This window comes from Ligilactobacillus saerimneri DSM 16049 (genome assembly GCF_000423265.1).
Lineage (GTDB): Bacteria > Bacillota > Bacilli > Lactobacillales > Lactobacillaceae > Ligilactobacillus > Ligilactobacillus saerimneri.
In genome coordinates this window covers 48,161-66,977 of sequence record NZ_AUHQ01000002.1, presented here as the reverse complement: position 1 = coordinate 66,977, position 18,817 = coordinate 48,161, and the positions used below count along the sequence as shown (strand labels likewise).

Here is an 18,817-nt window from a genome sequence, read left to right as displayed (position 1 = left end):
TTATGCGAATTAGTTTTAAACCTTTTCTTGTCTTACTAAGTCTTATTTGTGGTATTGGCTTGGTCCTCAGTTTACCGCCGACAACAGTGACAAAAGCTGCGGATATCACGCCGATTAGCGGTTCGACCGTCACTTGGCCGACTACTGCTTTTGCGACTTGGACCGAGGGATACCGCGAAGCTGGCATCATTACCCGTAATAAGTATGGGATTATGCTAAATGATAACACTCCCATCGCTGAATACCGTGATGGGAACGATATCCATGTTAATTACAACATTTTAGCTCATATTAGCTGGAATAAAAGCTCTGCAACCCGCTACTATGTCGTAGCCGAAACTAACGGCCAGATTTCCGGTCAGGAGCTAGACAGTAGTAAGGTAACACGTTCCAAAGTTCAGGACTTCTCACGGACCGCGCTTTGGAATGTTAATTTTAACCTGGGAAATATTAAGGCTGATCGAATTCAATTGTGCATCTTCGATAATGACTCCTCATATGGTTTCTGGAAAACCAACGGGGTGGCTGATGATAGAACATACCCCTACGTCATGAGCACTCCGGTCTTAGGTTGGAATAGCGTCCAGCATGATACCCTGGGACAATTATCTGGTCACTATTATGCGGGGCAATCAATTTCTTATGAAATTACTGCCCCCCGTCTTCAAACAAGCTTTGAGAGTTTCTTTAGTATCGATGCTTTAAACAACGCAATTGACGGTCCCCAAGTTAGTCAAAAAGTTGTTGCCAATGCCCTCCAAACAAAATACATCCTCAAAACAGATCCCAGCGTTCTAAGCACCGCTATGACTGGAATCACAAATACTAGTGGGGATCAGTTTGGAATTCCCATGCAATTTGAATACCCCTTACCTTCCGCTCCCCAAGCAATTACGCTCCAATATGGTGGTCTCAAGGCAATGATCAGTACTCAAGATACATTGGCAAATAAATCTTTGAATACTGCGGATTATTTTGATCCTGCTATGCTCAAATTAATTACACAAAATTTAGGAACCAACCTAACTTACCACTGGTATTACACTACTGGTAAAGAGTTCAAAGATGTCGCCTCTGATTTTGGTTCTAATAAGGCTACTGGAACGTTGGGAGCCGACTGGATGACTTTAGCAGCCAATGACCGCTTTGTTCAGTACCTAGCACAACAGGAAAACACAGGCAACAAGGTTTATCTCCAGCTCAGAGTATATTCGGGTGATTCTTTGGTAACTGTCAGCAACCCTGCCCAGATTCAACTTCAGATTCCAGTACTAAAAGTCCCTGCAGTGATCGATTTTGGCAGTATCGCCGCAACAACGATTTACAACGGGGGTAGTAGTTCTTCACAAACAGCTGCAACTGATACTGTCAGTGCCTATATCCCTAACGCTAGCACTGCTAATTGGCAACTAACAGCGGCTATCACAACAACCGCAACTTCCCACCGCATTACGACACTCAACGGCCGCTTAGAGATCATGGGGCAAGTCCTTAGTACCACTCCTTCTACCGTAGCTAACTTCACACAGGGAAATGGAGCTACTGGCGAGTTTACGCATGCTCTCAACGCTAAAGTTTTGTGGGACGGGTACCACAATTCCCTTGATACAACTAGCAATTATCAAGAGAACATCACTTGGAACCTCACCCCTCAAACAAATGTTGCAGCTTCTCAGTAAACTGGTGGGTAATATTACTGTTCAGACATTAAAAATGGCAATAATAGCATTTCTTGCTTGACACTCTATGTAAAACACGCTAGAATGACTACAATTCAATAAGGTCCTTTAATGTGGTCCCGTGAGGCCTCAAAAGACAACGTGTTTCCTACTCCTTAGATCTATGGGAGTGGTAGATTAGTATAGCTTTTGGGCTCCTCGAGTTCAAAAGCTATTTTTACGTTTTAGGGCTAATTTTAGGAGGAATATTTATGTCACACCGCGATGATGTCATCCTTGACATCCACGAACGTCCTAGTTTTGGACAATGGATTGGTCTTTCCATCCAACATATGTTTTCCATGTTCGGTTCAACCGTCTTGGTTCCAATCCTGGTAGGTTTGAACCCAGGGATCGCCCTCTTCAGTTCTGGGGTTGGTACCCTCATGTACATCTTGATTACCCGGGGAAAAATCCCTGCTTACATGGGGTCTAGTTTCTCATTCATCGTCCCAATGCTGGCTTTGATGAAAACAACCGGTTACCCAGGAATTGCCCAGGGGACAGTGGCTGTGGGGATGGTTTATCTCATTGTTGCCCTGATTATCAGTTTCTTTGGTTCTGATTGGATCGATAAGGTCTTACCCCCAATTGTCGTTGGTCCAATCGTCATGGTTATCGGGCTTTCCCTGGCTGCTACTGCTGCTAAGGATGCCACAATGAACGGTAATAACTACGACTTGCGGTTCTTTGCTGTTGCAATGATCACCCTGTTAGTAACAATTGGTTTCAACATGTTCCTCAAAGGCTTCTTGAGTTTAATTCCTATCTTACTCGGGATTATTGCTGGGTATATCGCTGCTCTCTTATTCGGAATTGTTGACCTTAGTGGAGTGCAATCAGCCGCTTGGTTCAGCTTACCAAGCTTCCAAATTCCATTCATCAGCTACCACCCTCATATGTACTGGGGCGCAATCCTCAGCATGGCCCCAATTGCCTTTGTGACAATGACTGAACACATGGGCCATATCATGGTGCTCAACAAGTTAACTGATCGGAATTTCTTTAAGGATCCTGGCTTGACCCATACCTTAGCCGGTGACGGGACTGCTTCTATCATCGCTGGATTTGTTGGTGGACCTCCTGTTACTTCCTACGGGGAAAACATTGGTGTTTTAGCCATCACTAAGGTTCACAGCGTTTATGTCCTAGGTGGAGCTGCACTTTTTGCCATCATCTTCAGCTTTGTTGGTAAGTTAAGTGCTTTGATCGAATCCATTCCTTCTCCGGTAATCGGGGGGATCTCCTTCCTGCTCTTCGGGGTAATCGCATCCAGTGGGTTACGCGTTATCGTTGACAAGCAGGTTGACTTCAACAAGAAGCGTAACCTGATGATTGCTTCTTCCATCTTGGTTATTGGGATTGGTAATGCCTACCTCCAATTAGGTCAATACACTTTCTCTGGGCTAGCAGTTGCATCCGTCCTCGGAATTGTTTTGAACTTGGTATTACCAGACAAGGCTTTCAGCGAACGCTAAACAATTAAAGTAAGTATTGCCCAGGAAATATTTATTATGTCTGAAAGTGTGGGTTGGGACATAATTATGATTTCTCAGCAATATTGAGCTAAAAAAGTAGTGAATGCTATTATCAGCACTCACTGCTTTTTATATTATTTCCTTTAATTCTACACTCAGTATCAATGATTGGCGTCACTATCTGCTAGTAATTTCTCCTGTAAAACCACTGCCTGATTGTGTAACTCATCCTTGGCACTATACAGAAGAATTAAACAAACTTGCTGCTGAGCCATAGCTAGTAACTCCTGGTAAGCAGGATTATCTGCTAATTCCGCCTGGTACCGCACTTTAAAGTCAGCAAACTTTGCCGGATCATGAGCAAACCATTTACGCAGTTCGTTGCTCGGTGCGACTCCCTTCAGCCATTGGTCTAAATGCGCTTTTGCTCTAGAAATACCCCGTGGCCATAACCGATCAACAAGTACCCGGTAACCAGTAAGATCTGCTGGCTGCTGATAGATTCGTGCTATCCTAATTTGCATATATATTCCTTCTTCCCTGCTTTTCGTGCTAACCTAAGCATAAAACCTCTGAAAGGATGATGCAATCTTGTTGACCCCCTATCAAAAATTTTTCACTGGGCGTCCTACTCCCCGGATTGCCCAAGATCTTCTGGGAACTACCTTGTATTATCATGGTCCTAAAGGAACCGTTGGCGGATTGATTGTAGAAACAGAAGCTTACCTAGGTGAAAACGACTCTGCCTCCCACGCGTACAATGGACGGAGAACCGCCTACACCGAGTCCCTTTATGGTTTACCAGGAACAATTTATCTTTATCAAATTCGTGGCCATTACTGCCTAGATATTGCTGTTCAAGCGCAAGATGTCCCTCATGGGGTGCTAATCCGCGGTTTAGAACCGTGTCTTAATTCCGAGCAAATGGCTGCTAATCGGCGGCAAACTGGTTTTGCCATCAGTAATGGTCCTGCTAAACTAGTTCAAGCACTGGGAATCAACTCGCGCAAGCTAGATGGGCAACCTTTAGAAAATAATATCTTAACTATCGATATTGCCCGCCACTATATTCCACGAGAAATAGCCGTTAGCTCCCGGATTGGCGTTAATCTTAACAAGAAAGATGGCAACGCTCCCCTGCGCTTTTATGTTCAGGGAAATCCCTATGTCTCCCAGATGCGCAAACGAGATATGGATCTATCCAAGCATGGTTGGGACTAATTGTTCCAATTTACGCTATACTAAGACCTAAAAAAGAATGGAGTGGTAGTGATGCGTACCCGCCTGAGAAGAGCCACTATGGCTGATTTAGAACAGCTACAAGTAGTTAGTGTTTTAACCTTTTTCAACTCTTATAAGAGTGACGCTGATGTCCTCGATATGGCAATTTATACTCAGCATGAACTAAACCTATCTCATCTCAAAAACGAATTAGCTGATGAGGACAACGAGTTCTACCTCATTGAAGATCTCGATGAACATGTCATTTTGGCCTATACTAAATTAACTCGCACACCAGAGTTCGAAGGCGTCCGGCCCCAAAATAGCAATGAATTGTTAGAGATTTCTCGGCTTTATACCACTCGCGGTTTTGCTGGTCACGGCTTGGGCAAACAGTTGTTGCAGCATGCCGAAAAACGCGCCCAGGAACTGGGAATCCAAGAATTAGTGCTCTGTGCTTGGAAGTTTAACTTTGGCGGTCTAAAATTCTACAAGCGTGAAGGCTTCGTTACGGTTAAGGAGATGGATTATCCGTTAGGCTATGAGCTCCGTCCATGCCCAGTCATGTACAAGCACTTATGATCTTAATTTAAAAGAGGTCACCCAAGAACGTGTAATTCTTGGTGACCTCTTCTTAGTTTAATCAAACTAGTTTAGATGTTAAATGCCATCCTCTTCTTCATCAACAGGACGCGCTGTTGCTGCTGGACGAGATGAAACGCCAAATTCACGAATTCCCGCCTGAGCAGTAGTTACAATCTTAGCCGCTAAGTCATGAGAGTTGGCAAATTGATCCAATCCCATTAATGCATTTTCCAATAAGGAAGCTACATTGCAACCACAAACTACCGCGATATCCTGATCAGGATGCGTAGCCTTGAGAGTGGCAGCTTGCTTGTAAGGTGTTCCCCCTAACAGGTCACAGAAAAAGACTGTGCCTTGATCTTGGGTTAACGTTTCTTGAAGCTTATTAGTCAGGGTTTCTTCATTCATATCAGCAGTAAAGTCAACGTACTGGACGCCACTTACATTACCGGCTAACAATTGCACTGTTGAAGCAATCCCCGTGGCAAAATTACCGTGACCGGTCACTACAATTTGCATTTCTCTTCCTCCCTTGTTAATTCTGACAATTATAAGATTCCTAACCAGGAACAAATGATTGCCAACACGAATGTAATGATGATTAACATTACTGGGCTAACATTCTTCTTTTTAACCAGGTAATACAGTACGAACGTGTATCCTAATGGCAAAATGTTAGGGAAGATGTTATCAAAGAACTGCTTTTGAATTGAGATTGTAGTAGTTGATGTGACTGCAATTTTTGACTTAACCGTAATTTGAACGTAAGTTGCAATCAAACCACCAATAACGGTACATCCCAAAACGCTAGCAGCGTGGGAAACAATCGCTGAATCTTTCCGAATTTGTGAAACAGCCTTTGAACCTGCACTATAACCTAATTGAGCAATCGGAATCCGCGCTAAGAATAATAAGAGATAGACAATAAAGAACAACAGTGGTCCTAAGATACTGCCTTGCTTAGCAAAAGATGCAGTAATCCCCGCAACAATTGGTAAGATAGTGAACCATGTGATCGCATCCCCGATCCCGGCTAAAGGACCGAACAAGGCCACCCGTAATCCATCAATGGTTTCCCGGTCTTCGCCATTTTCTTCCAGAGATAATTCTAACCCCATCAACAATGGTGCTGCATAGTTGTTGGTGTTCATAAACTGCAGGTTTCCTTTGATCGCATCACTTAAACCCTTTTTGTCGTCCCCGTAAATCTTCTTGAGGGCCGGCAAAATAGCTAATGTCCAGCCATCAGCTTGCATCCGTTGGTAGTTCATCGCTGATTGGTTCCAGATTGACCGCACCCCAACCATCCGAATATCTTTCTTGGTTAATTTACCCGTGTGCTTAGATGCCATCTTCTTCACCTCCGTTAGCGACGTTTTCTTCTACTTCACGTAATTTTTGTTGTGTGTCCCGGTTATTCTTTGCCCGTTCAAATTCGATCATTGCCAAAGCAATCCCAATTACAGCTACTGGCATTAAGTTACCGAACTTGATGAAGCAAGCAGCAGTGAACCCAAGTAGCAAGTAAGGAACATATTTGCCCTTTAACATGCTCTTGAGCAACATTGCAAACCCAACAGCTGGCAAGATCCCACCAGCGATTTCAAAGCCGTGACTTAACCAAGTTGGCATAGCGTTGACTAAGCCCTTCATTGGTGCTTGGGCTGCATAGATACATAAGAAAGTGAATAAACCATAAACTACCGACACAATCACTGTTGGTGTGATTACCAACCGGGCAAACTTCCCGGTTTCAGCTTGATCAGCGTACTCATCCAACTTCTTAGTCAGCAATGAGAATGCTGAGTAGAAGAAGAGAATTATGTATTGCATCAAAATTGAAAATGGCAAGGACAAGCCAATCGCAGTGGTTGGTGTATGTCCTGTTGTGTGTGCCAATACTACCGTCATAATCCCCGCCATAATTGGGTTAGGTGGTTGTGTCCCCCCAACTGGAGTTAATCCGGCAAAGGCTAATTCAGTCAAACCACCAGCAACGATTCCGAGCCGTAGGTCGCCCAGAAGCATCCCGGTTACTGTGCAGACAATCATTGGCCGGAAAATATAGAAACCTTCCAACCAAAAGTCGGCCCCAGCAATAATGGCAAAAATAGAGACCATAATCCCTTGGGTCAGTGTAATCATTGTATTACCTTCTTTGCTGTTTTTTCTTATCGACTAGAACTTTTGTAAAACTTGTTCCTTATCTTCTGGAACATCCTTGATATAAACCTTCACTCCGGCATCAATCAGTCCGTTGATTGCATCCTTATCGGCTTGATCCATGTACACCTTCTTGGAGATTTGTTCTTTACCATCACTGTAATGCATATTACCAACATTCACTTCTGTAATTGGCACGCCCCCCTTAACTAGGGTCAAAACATCAGCTGGTGTTTTGACAACTAGAAAGATATGTTGCCGAGCGCTGGCTTTGTGGATAGTTGAAATTGTCTTATCCAAAGTCCAGAACCGAATCCCCACGCCAGCAGTTTCTGCTGTCGCTGTCATTAATTCCTGTTGTAATTCATCTTTAGCTGCTGCATCGTTGGCCACCAACAGTAAGTTAGCTCCGATTGCTGAGGTCCAAACAACCCCTACTTGACCGTGTACCAACCGGTTATCAATGCGAGTTAACACAATGTCAGGTGTACTCATCTTAAAACTTCCTTTCTCGTTATCATGCGTCATCAAGTGGAGAGGTAAGAGGCCCGTCACATACGCCTTTTCTAGGTAAACCATCCGGTCCCGATCATACCCCCTACGTTCGAAAACATATACATTATCATGAGTATGATCCAAGTAATGCTTTGTCTGTTTTGACGCCCGAACAACAGTCACACTGAGGGAAAAATTGCTTGTTGAAAAGCCGTATTTACGGCAAATTAAAGGAATAATCTCAGTGTGCTCAAGTTCGGAGAGGGTAATTTGTGGGAAACGTTCATATGCAATAAACACTCGCCGGTACATCACCCGTTGACTATCAGCGGTATAGGTCTTCTCAACTTTATAAAGATAGTCATCGTTGTTCAGTCCCATTTGCTGCTTGATGTCTTCATAGCGGTAGTCTGTTACCACCTGAAAACGATCAATCGAACTAGACGGATGGTACCCCATTTGCGCGATAATCTGTTCGATATTCCAAAAATCGATCCCCTGGTTACGCCGTTCCCGTGGAGTAACAAATGTTCCCTGCCCATGTTTGGTGTAGACATAATTACGCTTTTGTAATTCTGCTAACGCTTTACGGACGGTAATTCGGCTCACTTGATACTGCTCACCCAGGATCTTTTCTGATGGAAGCTTATCATTTTCATGCCAAGCACCTGCATCGACCTGATGCATGATTGCAACCATCATTTTTTGATACAAAGGAACAGATTTTTTTGCCACGAACTAACCTACTCTCTCAACTTGTTATGTTACTATAACAACAGTTATAGCATAAAACTCTCACCCCTCGTTGTCAACGTTTACATTAGCCTGTTTTTATGCTATTTTGGCTTTAGTTACTTATCCTAAATTGAATATTATTTTTATAGATTCACACCTGATTTTACATAACAATTTTGTGCCAAGGGAGCTGAACATCATTAATAAAAAGGACCGTTTGAAATTAATAAAAAGTGAGTTATTAAAACGCCACTCACTCAGTCTTCATGATATTATGCGTCTCACTGGGGCTTCACGCGATACGACCCGGCGAGATATCTTAACCTTAGTTGAACAAAACGATGCTGAACGTGTTTACGGTGGAATCAACCAACCTCACTCATTTAGTAGCCGTTTAGAAGATCTGAGTAACCGCTCGGTTGAAATGACCCCGGTCAAGGACAAGATGGGACGCTTGGCGGCCCAGATGATCGGTCCAGATGAGATCGTCTACTTCGACGTTTCTTCAACAATTAGTTTCATCCCCCGCCACCTCGACAACTCCCAAAGCCTGTTAGCTATTACCAATTCACTCGAAGTGGCCGAACAACTCCTCAGCAAATCCAAAGCTAAGGTGCGGATGCTAGGTGGGACATTGAACCGCGAAATGCGGTATACTACGGGAACTAAGCCCTTAATTGATATCGGGAGCTACCACTTTGATGTTGCCTTTATTAGCTCGATCGGGATGACCGAACGGGGGATGTATTATGCCTTTGATGATGAAATTGACTTCAAAAAAGCCATCATTGAACACTCTGATAAGGTTGTTTTATTGGTTGACAGTACTAAAGTTAATAAAATGCACAACTTTTTAGCATTGAACTTCAATGATATTGACATCATCATCACCAACAAACCTCTCCCCGATAAGATCGTGAACGTTGCTAACCAAAATAACGTTGAAATTTTTTATACCAACAATGACGGAGGCGACTGGCTATGACTAAAGCATTAATTTTTGATATTGATGGCACTTTAGTTGACTCGGACCAAGCCATGATCGGCTCAATCCAGTTGGCGCTCAAACAAGAGTTAGGACTCGATTTATCTTTCACTGATCTTGCTTTCACTAAGGGCCTTCCTACGCAAGTTTCTTTACAACGTTTTATTGATGATCCTGCTGAGATTGATCGTGTTGAAGAAGTGGTTAATCACTTCATTGGGAAATTAGTCCATACCGAAGAGCTTTTTCCTGGGGTAGCTTCTACCCTCCGACAGTTGGCTCCAGATATTCAGTTAGGGATTGTTACCTCCAAAACATCTGAAGAATTCAACAATGAGTTTGTTCCTATGGGCTTAATGCCGTTGTTTGATACTGTTATCACAGCTTCTGACACCGACCGCCACAAACCTCATCCTGCCCCGCTTGAATTAGCCCTCTCACGGTTGGAGATTCCCGCTACTGAGGCTATCTATGTGGGTGATACTAAATATGATTTGGAGATGACTCATGCTGCTGGCGCGCAATTTGCTTTAGCCCGTTGGGGGACTGCCGGAACAACTGCTTGGCAGCAAGAAGCAGATATTGTTTTAGCCCAACCAACAGATATTGCTCATCTGGTTCGCTAAATTATTCAAACTACGACATACAAAAAGCATGGGAAAAAATTCCCATGCTTTTTATCTTATTTCAAAAATTCTCTAGCTTCGACGGTTGGCACTCACATTCAAGACGCGGACTGTATTTAAACTCGTTATAATAATCGTTAATACTGATAACCAACTTGGAAAATACACTGTATGGGCATAGAGCGTGACATAGAGCAATGCTACATCCAAAATCGCTAGCAGCAAGCTAAATCCCAGTAAAAAAAGTTGCGGTCGGTACCGCATGTTATCCCAGATGATCACTATTTCATTCAGCAGTAACGCTACCAACATCCCCGTCTGCATCCAAAAACTCATTATTATTCCTCCTATTTGCTCATCTTTTTTAATGTCTTGAATGAGCTAGTTGCCACAATCATCCAACCTAAGAACGAGAATATCCCCGGGATAATTTCGACTGTTTGTTGGATCATAGCTACAACCAACCATAACAACATTAAGATGAACACGATGTGAAAACCGATCGCATAGTTTTTGATACGTTGCGGTTGTTTTTGTTTTATTACCCGGGCAATAGTGAGTACTTCATCCATCAACATTGCCACAGCAAATGCCATTTGTAACCAAAAATCCATCGTTTTTCGACTCACTTTCCTTCTCAGTTTCCAGTTCTAATTTATCACGTAACCCCACTTTTAGACTAAGTCACCTGACGATGAGCCCGTAACGCTAATAATAATGGGATGACCAATACGTGTAAAGCAAAGATCACCACAAAGGTCAGCTGATAATCAATCAGTGAAATTAACCAGCCCCCAAAAACTGGCCCCACAGCGCTGGCTAAAGATGTAGCCATACTATTTAGTGACTGCAACGTTGCACGGTTCTCATCAGTAGCAAACCGGTTCAAAAAGACCGGCGCAGTCGAAAAGAGGATCATTTCCCCAAAAGTTTGACAGGTGATCCCAATTACAAAGAAACTGTATGTATTTCCGTAAATAATAGGCAGATAGGAAGCCATATAAAAGATCGTTCCCATAATCAAACGCATCTTCTCATTGTGATAAGTATTACGAAAAGTCCGTGCCACTAATGGTTGTAAAAGGACGATTTCACCTGTCGAAATAGTAAATAACAAACTATAATGTTGTACTGGAATCCCATTAGCAATCATATAGATCGACATATTTGAGCCCCATTGTTCATAACCCAACCACGTAATAAATAAGGCCCAGCATACAGCTAGAATACTAAAAACAGTTTGACGGTCCGCACTAAAAAGATGATATTGTGGTCGTTTCGCTGGTTGTACGGGTGAAATTGTTACTTCTTTGAAAGTAATTTTGACCATAACTAAAGCTACTACTACCAATAAGGTGGTCAAAATGAGTACCCACCGAACACTGACCGCATACAATATTCCGGAGAGTCCGGTTGAGAGGGCAAAACCGATGTTACGCATCCAGTAAGCATCGTTGAATATTTCTTTATCTTCTTTTTGCAAATGGGCCAAATACCCATTAATTGCAGAGATTAATATTCCTAGACCTAACCCATACAGGGCTAGTGCTCCAGCGTATAGGGGCCACTCTGGCCATAGGGACATTAAAAGTCCCGCAAAAATAGCAATACTTCCCCCAATATAGTATGTAGGTTGTTGGCGCCACTCATCAAACATTCGGCCACCCCAATAATTTCCCAGCATCATTGCCAACGCCCAAACCATCAGGACCAAGCCTGCCGTAGTCAATGATTTGTGTAAACTTTGATGGACATATAGGGTTGTGATTGGGAGAGCCAGTCCTTGTCCCATATTAGCCAAAGTATTTGTCATTAATACCGCACCATTTTTTGTCCGCACTTATTTCGCCCCTTTCCCGTACTATTGTTCGGTTATGCTCCAGAGGAGCATATTTTTCCGCAGTAAGATTTACTTTTTGCTATTTTATATTCATAGATTCACAAAAATGAAACCGATTTCTATCTATTGTAGCTCTATTCCCCGTTAACGAGAAATCAAAGCATTTACTTCCTTTAATTTAGAACTCTTTCTCCCTTATACTTTAAGTGATTAGGGGGAGCAACACCTAACTTTCTAGAAAATCATACCTCGCACCCTATTTATGTTGCTTCATCCTAGCCATAGTACTCACTGAGATTAATCATAATCATTAGTCTCAGTGGGTATTTTTTATCTTTTTTGCAAGTTTTGAAAGCACTCCACTATAACCAAGTTGAATTTTCATGATGATGCAAATGGTACAAAACGTTTTCAGAAAAGTTGTTCTGACTCACTCGGCTAAAAACTTATTCATTGCTTGATATACTTTGCGGTGGTCCTTTTCAAAGAGGACTTCGTGTTTCATATGTGGCATTAGTATTGTTTGAATATTGTGATATCCGCTCTGCTTTAAGCGCGCCACTGTATCCGCAATTCCTTTTTTCCCCCCGGTGATCTGATGATCGTCTGCTCCCACTAAATTTAAAATTGGCAAATGTGGTTGTCGACACTGCCATTGAGCAGGATCTTTGAGACGAAGATCAGCCTCAACCAAAGTCTTCATACTCCCTAGTGGATAGCGTTTGATCATCATTGGGTCTTGCCGCACACGGGCAATATTGTCCTGATTATAGCTTAACCAACTGTAACCGTTAATCTGGTTACCACACACGCGCGCCACCAAATTCGATACTTCATCATCTTTTTTCACCCGTTGTACCAGTCTGATTAGACGCATTCCCAATGGAGCCAACACATTATAGTTAGGCGTACCGGTCATTATTAATTTACTCAACAAGTGATCATGGCGTTGCAGGTATAGGCGGGCAATAAGGGACCCCATAGAGTGCCCGTAAATAACTACCTCACTCTGCGGATAATGCTCTTTGATCCAGTTAGTTATCTGAACCTGATCAGCAACCAACTGGTCAACACTCTTCATTAATCCAAAGGGATCATCAGCAGAAACCGAATGACCATGCCCCCGATTGTCTGAAAGTACCACTGCATACCCACTCTCTTGTAAATACGTTGCTAGTGGCAAATAACGCTCTTTATATTCCATGGCCCCATGAATAATCTGTACCACCGCCCGGGGCTGCGTATAATACAGTGGTGGCAATTCTAATACTGCCAACCGTGTAGCGTTGTGCGTCGCGAGTGTATGGGCAATTCTTTTTTCCATGTAATGGACTCCTTCCTATTCGGACCAGATTCTCCCTTTCTCCTTACTAGGATAGCAGATCCTTAGCAATTTTTACCAATCGCCAATAGCCCATAAATTATTAAAAAAATAGCAAACTGAAATTTCAGCTTGCTATCTCTTGCTATTATCGTTTTTTATACGCTTTACGTTTAGCTTTCGCTATCTTTTTAGCATGTTCTTTCTTAGCGCGTTCCTTTGCTTCTCTTTCAGCGCGAATCTTGTATGGATTGTTAAACAAGAGTGTTTGCAATGCAGAAAAAGCATTAGAAACTACCCAGTACAGCACTAAGGCTGATGAGAAATTGAGCGCCATCACAAAAATCATAATTGGCATCCCATACGTCATCGTTGTTGTCATAGTGTTGCTTTCCGGTTGACTCATCATGCTGAGTTTGGAAGTCAAATATGTAAATAACGCAGCTAAAATTGGCAAGATAAAGTATGGATCCCGATGTCCTAGTTGTGTCCACAAGAATGTTCCGCTCTTAAGAACATCAGACCGATAAATTGCTTGATATAATGCAAATAATACCGGCATCTGAACAACTAATGGCAAACATCCTGCCATCGGGTTAACTCCTGCTTCAGAATATAACCGTTGCTGTGCAGCAGCCAACGCTTGACGCGATTCAACGTCCTTCCCAGGATACATCATTTGCAATTCCTTTAACTTAGGTTGCAATTCCATCGTTTTCCGGGTAGAGCGAATTTGCACAATCATCAGCGGCAAGATCACAATCCGGACAATAATGGTGAAAATAATGATCCCCCAGCCGTAACGGTCACCAAACACATGGCTAAGACCTTGAATGGCCCGCACAACGTTCCAAACAATATAATGATCCCAAAAACCAGTTGAGTGAGCGGTAATTGGAGCTTGCTTGCTAGCACAACCGGATAGTAAGACCAACAGTGGCAATACTCCGGCTAACGCCAACATTCTTTTCTTATTTTTCATTTGTTGCCGTTGACCTCACTTTTATTCCTCATCTAGCACCTGAGCCATCTTTAAAACATGTACCAAGTGCCCTTTGAGTTCTTTCATTTCCATCCAGGAGACGGTAGGACGAGCAATCACTAAGAAATCACAATCCTGCTTTAATTGGGGTTTGAGTTCAGTCAAACTTTGCCGGATCCGCCGTTTAACCCAATTACGAGCAACTGCATTCCCGATCTTTTTGCCAACAGACAACCCCACCCGGAAATGTTCCTGGTTTGGTTTTTCTAAAACATAAACCACAAACTGCCGATTTGCATAGGATTTCCCCTGGGTAAAGACTGTTTGAAATTCCGCTTCTTTCTTTACGCGGTATGATTTTCTCATTAGATCTATCTCCATTCCCTGCGCTTAACTCAGCACAGGTACAACTCTGTCTTTACATAATAAAAAAGACCACTGACGGTCCAGTGGCCTATGCAGATAAAACTTTTCTGCCTTTACGGCGGCGACGTGCTAAAACCTTGCGACCGTTGCTTGTGCTCATACGCTTACGGAAACCGTGCACACGTTGACGGTGACGCTTCTTAGGTTGGAATGTTCTCTTAGTCATGAAATACACCTCCATTCCTGTTCTGTACTTTAGACATACTTGTAATCTTACTAAACAAGTGCGTTTATGTCAAATTCAAACTTACCGAATAATATTAACATACCTCGCCTTAAAAGCAAAGGCGAATTGCCGTCATACCACTAATAATTATCCACAATAACCTCTCTTCTCCTGTGTCCCTTTGTGGATTACTCCCCAAACTCTAATCTTTAAATTCACACCTTCATCCACTTTCTTATCCCCAAATCACATCTTGGTGATAAAGTTATCAACACCCCTGTGGATAGATTATATAAATCAAAACCATCCCTGTCATATAAGGGTTTTAAATTAACTACATGCTTGTGGAAAACGACGGTTATCAACAGGGTGTTTTTAATGCCCTCGCCACTTGTGGATAACATTATTTACATCCTGTTCACACTGTTTTTATTTTTTGCACAACCTTGTGGAAAAGTTTTTTTGCTAATGCTAAAATATTTACGTGTCATTTATTATTATTTTATAGAAAGGAGGAAGTTTAGTGCATAATGATGAACTAACTGCCCTCTGGCAGATCATTTCTGATTATTATCAGGACAAGATGAAAAAACATGCTTATACTACCTGGATCAAAAACGCTAAACCGGTGGCTCTGACTAATAACACCCTTATCGTTGATGTTCCAACTAGATTGCATGTCGATTATTGGCAGTCTAATCTTTACGACGAAATTGCCGAACTTCTTGCCGATATTATGGATATCAAGGTTTCTGTTATTGCCAAACTGCCTGGGACCAAAATTCCCGTTCAAGCAGAAGCAAACTCCCTGACTAGGGGAGATACCCGCCGTAAAGCAGATCATGGGTATACAACTGAAGCGCAACTCAATAGCAAATATACCTTTGACAACTTCATTGTGGGAAAAGGAAACCAGTTAGCTCATGCAGCAGCCCTCGCTGTTTCCGAAGAACCCGGGACCTTTTATAATCCATTATTCTTCTATGGTGGTGTTGGTTTAGGTAAAACACACTTGATGCAGGCCATTGGCCACCAGGTTTTACAAAATACTCCCAACGCCAAAGTCAAGTACGTTACTAGCGAGACGTTTGCTAATGATTTTATCAATTCTATCCAGAATCACCGCCAAGAAGAATTTCGCCAAGAATACCGGAGTGTTGACCTCTTATTAGTTGACGATATCCAGTTCTTTGCCGATAAGGATGGGACACAAGAGGAATTTTTCCATACTTTTAATGCCTTATATGACAACAAAAAGCAAATCGTCCTGACCTCTGATCGTCTTCCTAATGAGATTCCTAAGTTGCAAGCACGTCTTGTCTCGCGCTTTAAATGGGGGCTATCAGTCGATATTACCCCACCTGATTTTGAAACGCGGATCGCGATCCTGAAAAACAAGGCTGAAGCTGAACAACTCCGGATCCCAGATGATTCCTACAGTTACATCGCTGGCCAAATTGATTCCAATATTCGGGAACTAGAAGGCGCATTGATGCGGGTCAAGGCTTATGCTTCCATGATGCACCGTCCTGTTTCTACCAGTTTGGCCGCTGATGCCCTAAAGGACCTCAACTTAAACGGTAATACTAGTGAATTGACTATTCCATTAATTCAAAATAAAGTTGCCAAGTACTACCACATCACTATTGCTGATCTTAAAGGTAAAAAACGGGTCAAACAAATTGTAGTCCCCCGACAAATTGCAATGTATTTAAGTCGTGAATTGACTGATGCTTCTTTACCAAAGATTGGTGATGAGTTCGGGGGCAAAGATCACACAACCGTGATCCATGCGCATGAAAAAATAGCCAACCAGCTCGATACTGACGCTGAACTCCAGCGGGAAATTGCAGACCTCAAGGCGGAACTGCAAGACTAATGTTAGAGTATGGATTTGGCTCCTGTGGATATTTGTGGATAAAAATAGAGAATTGCCCACAAACAATTCACAAGGCATTTCTTGTGGATAATTGCCTTTGTTGAGGTTTTCCACAGGATTAACACCCCCTACTACTATTACTAACTAAAGTAATATATAAATATATATAGAAAGGCTAGGTTTACAGAGAATGAAGTTTACAGTTAACCGCTTAGCTTTCATCAGCTACTTGAATGATGTGCAACGCGCAATTTCATCCAAAGTCGCCATTGAAGTGCTAAAGGGAATCAAGTTAACCTTGTCTGCTGATGCCCTCAAATTAACGGGGAGTGATGTTGACATCACAATTGAAACAATTATTTCAATTGGCGATGACAACGCAGCATTACAAGTCGAAGAAGAAGGGAGCGTTATTCTTCCAGCTAACTTCTTTATCAACATCGTTAAGAAGTTACCTGAAGCAACGTTAACCTTAGAAGTCAATGAACGTTTCCAAGCTACGATTACATCTGGGGTATCTGAATTTAAGATCAACGGGTTAAATCCAGAAGATTTCCCACAATTACCAGAAATTGATACCGATGATCAATTTATTTTGCCAGCAGACACGCTCAAACAAGTTATTAGTCAAACAGTGGTCGCTGTATCTAATCAAGAAATGCGACCAATTTTAACCGGGGTCCACTTAGTTATTCGGGACCAACAGTTATTAGCGGTGGCCACGGATTCCCACCGTCTAAGCCAACGGAAAATTAGTTTAGCTAATATTGGTGCGCATCTTGCCTATGATGTCATCATTCCCGGGCGGTCATTAGGCGAATTGGGGAAGATGCTGGCTGATGATGAGGAAGAAGTGGTAATTCAAATTTCGCAAAACCAAGTCCTCTTTACCTTTGGGCACACTTCTTATTACAGCCGGTTGTTAGAAGGGATGTATCCAGATACAGAACAACTAATTCCGCAAACTTCGAATACCGATATCCTATTTGATGCGGTAGAAATGTTACGTTCGATTGAACGGGCATCCTTGTTATCACATGCAGGACATAATAATGTTGTTAAACTTTCATTAAAGGTTGCTGAACAAAAAGCAACCCTTTCCGGAAATTCCCCAGAAATTGGGATGGTGGAAGAAGATTTAGCTTTCAATTCCTTGACTGGAAATGATTTGGAAATTTCTTTCAATCCGGATTACATGAAGGATGCGCTCCGTTCCTTTGGGAAAGCGGAAATCAAGATGTCATTTACCCAGCCGTTACGGCCATTTACTCTGGTACCAAGTGAAGATGAAAATGATTTTGTCCAGTTAATTACTCCAGTGAGAACATTCTAAAAAAGATGAAAAACAAAAGTCGTTGGATAAGTTCCAGCGGCTTTTTTCTAATAGAATGATAAGTTGTGAAAAGACTTGTGATATACTACTTATGCTTTAATGGGCAGATAGGCAATAATAGTTATTATTGCAAACATATTAACGTTTACCAAGCATATTGAAAATGGTTTTCATTGGATATATAATCAATATGCTTAAATATAAGTGATCAACGGAGGCAGCCTAAATTTTTGCAAATTTAGGTTGTTTGCGTATGTACGTAATTTTTTAATTTAGTTAAGGAGAAACAGTAGCAATTATGTTGGGATATCTGACGATTGTGGGAATTATTCCGTTAGTTGTAGCAACCTTTGTTTTCGGTAACTATACGTTGTATGAACGCACTTTGCCTCACTACCAGTGGTGGCAACGGTATGTCATCATTGCAATTATCTTTTTTGTCCAAGAATATACAATTATCACACTTTCATATAATGCAACTGGTGCGGTGTACTTTCACTATGTGATTCCACTCCTGGCCTATAATCTGCATATGACTTATTATGGTGATTTCATGGCTATTTTAACGCCGGTTGTCATTAATACTTATCTGGTTTTACAAGGACAAACAGAATTTATTCCTAGTTTATGGATCGGACTGGTAGTATATTTTGTTATTTCCAAGATAGGTATGATTATTTTTCAAAAGAGCATTCTGCACCGAATGGTTAGCGGAATTCTAGTGATAAATATCATGTTGCCTTTTGCATATGGTGTTCTAAGCCAGTGGGGAGATTCAATATATTTTATGAGCTATATTTTCAATCCGAGTGACTTTATTAGCCTGTGTTGCGGGACTATGGTGCTCTTACTGGCCTACTAAAC

Annotated in this window: 21 protein-coding genes; 9 read left to right on the top strand and 12 right to left on the bottom strand. The window is 42.1% G+C overall.

The window, feature by feature from the left end; genetic code table 11:
* Nucleotides 1-2 precede the first annotated feature (2 nt).
* The gene (locus G541_RS0101305; RefSeq protein WP_035162627.1) at nucleotides 3-1,679 is read left to right on the top strand and encodes a hypothetical protein; all 1,677 of its coding nucleotides are present in this window, start codon (nucleotides 3-5) and stop codon (nucleotides 1,677-1,679) included.
* Nucleotides 1,680-1,930: 251 nt separating this feature from the next.
* Nucleotides 1,931-3,196, top strand: coding sequence for a solute carrier family 23 protein (locus tag G541_RS0101300; protein ID WP_009552600.1), 1,266 nt, complete (start codon nucleotides 1,931-1,933; stop codon nucleotides 3,194-3,196).
* A 161-nt stretch (nucleotides 3,197-3,357) separates the two neighbouring features.
* Here G541_RS0101300 and G541_RS0101295 read toward each other — a convergent pair whose 3' ends face one another.
* A complete protein-coding gene (locus G541_RS0101295) occupies nucleotides 3,358-3,720 on the bottom strand; it encodes a DUF488 domain-containing protein (RefSeq protein WP_027826222.1) in 363 nt (120 codons plus the stop codon).
* Nucleotides 3,721-3,787: 67 nt separating this feature from the next.
* On the opposite strand from G541_RS0101295, the gene G541_RS0101290 reads away from it, so the two are divergent.
* Nucleotides 3,788-4,417 carry a DNA-3-methyladenine glycosylase gene (locus G541_RS0101290; RefSeq protein ID WP_027826221.1) on the top strand — a complete coding sequence of 210 codons (630 nt, stop codon included), beginning with the start codon at nucleotides 3,788-3,790 and terminating at the stop codon, nucleotides 4,415-4,417.
* 51 nt (nucleotides 4,418-4,468) lie between these two features.
* Nucleotides 4,469-4,999 carry a GNAT family N-acetyltransferase gene (locus G541_RS09910; RefSeq protein ID WP_081581120.1) on the top strand — a complete coding sequence of 177 codons (531 nt, stop codon included), beginning with the start codon at nucleotides 4,469-4,471 and terminating at the stop codon, nucleotides 4,997-4,999.
* A gap of 78 nt (nucleotides 5,000-5,077) precedes the next feature.
* On the opposite strand, the gene G541_RS0101280 is transcribed toward G541_RS09910, so the two are convergent.
* From G541_RS0101280 to agaB, 4 genes are read right to left on the bottom strand one after another with little or no spacing between them, the layout of a single operon-like run.
* Nucleotides 5,078-5,521, bottom strand: coding sequence for a PTS sugar transporter subunit IIA (locus G541_RS0101280; RefSeq protein WP_009552608.1), 444 nt, complete (start codon nucleotides 5,519-5,521; stop codon nucleotides 5,078-5,080).
* A gap of 29 nt (nucleotides 5,522-5,550) precedes the next feature.
* Entirely contained in the window at nucleotides 5,551-6,354 is an 804-nt protein-coding gene (gene agaD, locus G541_RS0101275; protein WP_027826220.1) for a PTS galactosamine transporter subunit IID, read from the bottom strand.
* Entirely contained in the window at nucleotides 6,344-7,147 is an 804-nt protein-coding gene (gene agaC / locus G541_RS0101270; RefSeq protein ID WP_009552612.1) for a PTS galactosamine transporter subunit IIC, read from the bottom strand. The genes agaD and agaC overlap by 11 nt, the downstream gene beginning before the upstream one ends.
* A 33-nt stretch (nucleotides 7,148-7,180) precedes the next feature.
* Nucleotides 7,181-8,395 carry a PTS galactosamine transporter subunit IIB gene (agaB, locus tag G541_RS10105; protein WP_081654756.1) on the bottom strand — a complete coding sequence of 405 codons (1,215 nt, stop codon included), beginning with the start codon at nucleotides 8,393-8,395 and terminating at the stop codon, nucleotides 7,181-7,183.
* A 217-nt stretch (nucleotides 8,396-8,612) separates the two neighbouring features.
* On the opposite strand from agaB, the gene G541_RS0101260 reads away from it, so the two are divergent.
* Both G541_RS0101260 and G541_RS0101255 read left to right on the top strand, forming a co-directional pair.
* A complete protein-coding gene (locus tag G541_RS0101260; RefSeq protein ID WP_051012840.1) occupies nucleotides 8,613-9,380 on the top strand; it encodes a DeoR/GlpR family DNA-binding transcription regulator in 768 nt (255 codons plus the stop codon).
* Nucleotides 9,377-10,006: an HAD family hydrolase gene (locus G541_RS0101255; RefSeq protein ID WP_027826218.1), complete on the top strand. Its 630-nt coding sequence runs from the start codon at nucleotides 9,377-9,379 to the stop codon at nucleotides 10,004-10,006. Before G541_RS0101260 ends, G541_RS0101255 begins: the two co-directional genes overlap by 4 nt.
* 72 nt (nucleotides 10,007-10,078) lie before the next feature.
* On the opposite strand, the gene G541_RS0101250 is transcribed toward G541_RS0101255, so the two are convergent.
* The 7 genes from G541_RS0101250 to rpmH all read right to left on the bottom strand — a co-directional run bounded on the left by G541_RS0101250 (nucleotide 10,079) and on the right by rpmH (nucleotide 14,741).
* The gene (locus G541_RS0101250; RefSeq protein WP_009552621.1) at nucleotides 10,079-10,342 is read right to left on the bottom strand and encodes a hypothetical protein; all 264 of its coding nucleotides are present in this window, start codon (nucleotides 10,340-10,342) and stop codon (nucleotides 10,079-10,081) included.
* A gap of 11 nt (nucleotides 10,343-10,353) precedes the next feature.
* A complete protein-coding gene (locus G541_RS0101245; RefSeq protein ID WP_027826217.1) occupies nucleotides 10,354-10,620 on the bottom strand; it encodes a hypothetical protein in 267 nt (88 codons plus the stop codon).
* Nucleotides 10,621-10,685: 65 nt separating this feature from the next.
* Complete coding sequence (locus G541_RS0101240; RefSeq protein WP_081654754.1) at nucleotides 10,686-11,846, bottom strand: MFS transporter; 1,161 nt, start codon at nucleotides 11,844-11,846, stop codon at nucleotides 10,686-10,688.
* Nucleotides 11,847-12,276: 430 nt separating this feature from the next.
* A complete protein-coding gene (locus G541_RS0101235; RefSeq protein ID WP_027826215.1) occupies nucleotides 12,277-13,170 on the bottom strand; it encodes an alpha/beta hydrolase in 894 nt (297 codons plus the stop codon).
* A 145-nt stretch (nucleotides 13,171-13,315) separates the two neighbouring features.
* Nucleotides 13,316-14,149, bottom strand: a complete 834-nt coding sequence (yidC, locus tag G541_RS0101230; protein WP_009552628.1) for a membrane protein insertase YidC — start codon at nucleotides 14,147-14,149, stop codon at nucleotides 13,316-13,318.
* Nucleotides 14,150-14,170: 21 nt separating this feature from the next.
* On the bottom strand, nucleotides 14,171-14,515 hold the full coding sequence (rnpA, locus tag G541_RS0101225; RefSeq protein ID WP_009552630.1) for a ribonuclease P protein component: 345 nt from the start codon (nucleotides 14,513-14,515) through the stop codon (nucleotides 14,171-14,173).
* Between the two features lie 88 nt (nucleotides 14,516-14,603).
* Nucleotides 14,604-14,741, bottom strand: a complete 138-nt coding sequence (gene rpmH / locus G541_RS0101220) for a 50S ribosomal protein L34 (protein WP_009552632.1) — start codon at nucleotides 14,739-14,741, stop codon at nucleotides 14,604-14,606.
* A 523-nt stretch (nucleotides 14,742-15,264) separates the two neighbouring features.
* On the opposite strand from rpmH, the gene dnaA reads away from it, so the two are divergent.
* The 3 genes from dnaA to G541_RS0101200 all read left to right on the top strand — a co-directional run bounded on the left by dnaA (nucleotide 15,265) and on the right by G541_RS0101200 (nucleotide 18,815).
* On the top strand, nucleotides 15,265-16,620 hold the full coding sequence (gene dnaA, locus G541_RS0101210) for a chromosomal replication initiator protein DnaA (RefSeq protein ID WP_009552635.1): 1,356 nt from the start codon (nucleotides 15,265-15,267) through the stop codon (nucleotides 16,618-16,620).
* Between the two features lie 190 nt (nucleotides 16,621-16,810).
* A complete protein-coding gene (dnaN, locus tag G541_RS0101205; RefSeq protein ID WP_027826213.1) occupies nucleotides 16,811-17,953 on the top strand; it encodes a DNA polymerase III subunit beta in 1,143 nt (380 codons plus the stop codon).
* Nucleotides 17,954-18,251: 298 nt separating this feature from the next.
* Nucleotides 18,252-18,815, top strand: coding sequence for a hypothetical protein (locus G541_RS0101200; RefSeq protein ID WP_027826212.1), 564 nt, complete (start codon nucleotides 18,252-18,254; stop codon nucleotides 18,813-18,815).
* Nucleotides 18,816-18,817: the final 2 nt, after the last annotated feature.